4 protein-coding genes and 2 pseudogenes are annotated in these 2,534 nt (G+C 60.1%); 2 read left to right on the forward strand and 4 right to left on the reverse strand.

From position 1 onward, the window contains the following. Positions 1–288 precede the first annotated feature (288 nt). Positions 289–525, forward strand: a pseudogene (locus tag QOC89_RS03430) (epimerase); the annotation flags it as partial. 120 nt (positions 526–645) lie between these two features. Here the strand turns inward: QOC89_RS03430 and QOC89_RS03435 are convergent. Then, the gene (locus QOC89_RS03435) at positions 646–861 is read right to left on the reverse strand and encodes a hypothetical protein (RefSeq protein WP_323043739.1); all 216 of its coding nucleotides are present in this window, start codon (positions 859–861) and stop codon (positions 646–648) included. A gap of 274 nt (positions 862–1,135) precedes the next feature. On the opposite strand from QOC89_RS03435, the gene QOC89_RS03440 reads away from it, so the two are divergent. Continuing rightward, positions 1,136–1,318: a hypothetical protein gene (locus QOC89_RS03440; RefSeq protein ID WP_323043740.1), complete on the forward strand. Its 183-nt coding sequence runs from the start codon at positions 1,136–1,138 to the stop codon at positions 1,316–1,318. Between the two features lie 142 nt (positions 1,319–1,460). Here the strand turns inward: QOC89_RS03440 and QOC89_RS03445 are convergent. The 3 genes and pseudogenes from QOC89_RS03445 to QOC89_RS03455 all read right to left on the reverse strand — a co-directional run. Beyond that, positions 1,461–1,730, reverse strand: a pseudogene (locus QOC89_RS03445) (DUF899 family protein); the annotation flags it as partial. A 43-nt stretch (positions 1,731–1,773) separates the two neighbouring features. Next, the gene (locus tag QOC89_RS03450) at positions 1,774–2,112 is read right to left on the reverse strand and encodes an SRPBCC domain-containing protein (protein ID WP_323043742.1); all 339 of its coding nucleotides are present in this window, start codon (positions 2,110–2,112) and stop codon (positions 1,774–1,776) included. Beyond that, a partial coding sequence (locus QOC89_RS03455) for a metalloregulator ArsR/SmtB family transcription factor (protein WP_323043743.1) occupies positions 2,112–2,534 on the reverse strand: 423 nt, incomplete at its 5' end. The genes QOC89_RS03455 and QOC89_RS03450, both read right to left, overlap by 1 nt.

The raw sequence follows: 2,534 nt of genomic DNA on the forward strand, positions 1-2,534 counted from the left end.
TTGCGGGAGGGTCAGGTAGCCGGGCTTCAGAATCATCATGATGTCGTGTCCTGTCTTGTCTATACAATTTCAGAGAAGTCTAGCGGCGTCAGCTTGTATATACAACTGGTTTTTGCAGGTTCCGGACTAGGGGTTTCCATGAGGGGCAGGATGCTTGTCTGGCATAGATATCGCTTTGGGCGGCAGGCTCGGTGCGACGGAGCGCTCCAAACTTCTGCCCATGGTCATGACCGGTGACTTGTATATACACGTTCAGAATCCACGCTGCCAGACGAACAAAAATAGCTAGGACCCCGGGAGTTTCGCGACATGAGCGCCGCGATCGCCCGCGTGATGAAACTGGGCGACGCGCAAGACTGGCCGCTCGAGGAAGCACAGAAGGAATGGGGTTACGAAATGGCTTCGTACGGGCTCGGTTCGAACAGCCGCGTGCGCGGCGAGCGCGCCCGCAAACTGCTCGGCTGGCAGCCTCAGCGCACGTCGGTGATCGACTGGATCGAGCACGACATGATGGTTTCCAGGTGACTGTTCTATGAGGTGCCCGTCGAGGGCACTTCATGCAGAACATCCACCAGGAAGATCACCTCCGGGACGGAAGTTAGCAGCCCTGCCCTTCGCGCGTTGGGCACTTGTGCTCGACGCGCGCTAGACGGGTGCCCGACGCAGACGTTCAACGTTCTGTCCGCGCACTGAAAACCAGAGCGCCAACATGCCGGCTGCCGCCATTGCGCTCGCGAGCACAAACGCCGACGAATAGCCGGCGCCGTACTGGATCATGAAACCGGTGATACTCGGCGCCAGAATCCCCGCAAGGTTAGCGACGCAAAGGGAGAGGCGCGAGCTGCCGTGGGACGGCGTCACGTTCGGCGAATCGCACGTACGAAGTCCGCGGTCAACTGCATACGTGCAGCCTCAGGTTGAAGCGATACCTTGAAGCGGCAACGCGTTGAACGTCGAACATCTACGACGCTGGGTCAGCGCTACCGGCAGAAATCAACAGCCTTTCGGGAGTCGTACGAGGCGTAATTAGTGTAAGCACATTCGTTGCGAATCCGTAAGCTCAACTCGCTAGAATCCGGCTCACATAATTGCGTGATTCGACGATACGAGTCGCGCGTGAGTCCGGATTTAATCGATGACCTTCGCGCTGAATTTCGACTGGCTAACCAACCTCATGGCGATCATTTTCGTCGTGGCGTGCCTGTACGATTCACGCTACGACGAATACGGCACGTTGACGCTGTCAGCCGCGGTAATGGGCCTTGTAGTGATGGCGATCGAGTTCTTTCTCAAGCCCGCCCTCGAGATGACGCTGTGAGTTTGACGCTGCGCGATGCAGCGCCATCCGTTTCGACTTGCGCTTTATCGCGCCACTGAAAGACAGCCGTAAGCAGCGGACGAGCAGCCAGAGATCCGCCATCGCACTCGCCAGCGAAAACACCTGCCCACCATCACGAGCCGCACGCGGCGCAACCGCTCGCCTTCTCTTCGTAGCGATCGTGATGCTTGTAGACAATCAACTGGCTCCGGCCGCCGAACAGATCCGCGAGTGTCTTGCGGCCTTGCGGCGTGTCGAACACGTAAGTCTTATCGACCTTCACCCACGGCAATGCGCGGCGTTTGCGGGCGAGTTCATCGCCGGCGCGTGTGTACGCTTTCTCTTCAACCAATAGCGCTTTGCTGGCGGCCAGCCATTCTTCGCGGGTACCGATCCGGTGTTGCGGGTCCATGTGCGTCTCCTTATCTGCGTCGTGCAGGTCCGATAGAGCCAGATCAGGCGAAGTAGCGTTCCAGCGAATCGAGACCCTCGCTCCAGCCGGCTTGATGCAGATCGCGCGTTTCTTCGTCCACGAACTGCTCGTGAGTGAGCGTCAGCAAGGTGCCGTGTCCGTCCGGGCGCAGCAGCACGGTGACCAATGATTCCTGCTCCGGATCCGAGCGCCACGCCCACGTGAACACCAGCTTCGCGTCGGGCACGATCTCCAGATACTGGCCGTTGGCCTCGATTTCCCGGCCGTCCGGCTTGCGATACACGATCGCGAAGCGCCCGTCGACGCGCGCATTCAGTTCCGCGCGGACCACCTCGGAGTCGCCCGGATGCATCCATTTCATCAGTTGCGCCGCCTCCGTCCAGGCGCGGAAGACTTTGGCTGGCGCGGCGTTGAGACGCCGCTGGAGGGTGAGGCTGGGCTGGGTGGACATGGGGTTTCCTCTTCGACGAAAGCAGCAAGACGATCGAGTGATTCGGACCAGAAGCGCTGGTAGCGGGTGAGCCACGCCATGGCTTCCTGCATGGGTCCGGCGGACAGGCGGCACGCCACCGTGCGGCCCGTTTTGCTGCGCGTGATGAGACCGGCCTCGGACAATACGTCGAGGTGCTTCATCACCGCGGGCAAGGACATCGCAAACGGCTCGGCGAGTTCGCTGACCGATAGATCGTTCAGTTGCGACAGACGCGCGAGCAACGCACGCCGCGTCGGATCGGACAGCGCGGCGAAGGTGCGATCGAGTAACGTTTCGTTAAACTTAACCAT

It is taken from the genome of Paraburkholderia sp. (assembly GCF_034668105.1).
Taxonomy (GTDB): Bacteria; Pseudomonadota; Gammaproteobacteria; order Burkholderiales; family Burkholderiaceae; genus Paraburkholderia.

Coding starts and splice junctions, on each gene's coding strand:
- QOC89_RS03440 (WP_323043740.1), top strand. CDS start 1,136: ATGACCTTCGCGCTGAATTTCGACTGGCTAACCAACCTCATGGCGATC.
- QOC89_RS03450 (WP_323043742.1), bottom strand. CDS start 2,112: ATGAAATGGATGCATCCGGGCGACTCCGAGGTGGTCCGCGCGGAACTG.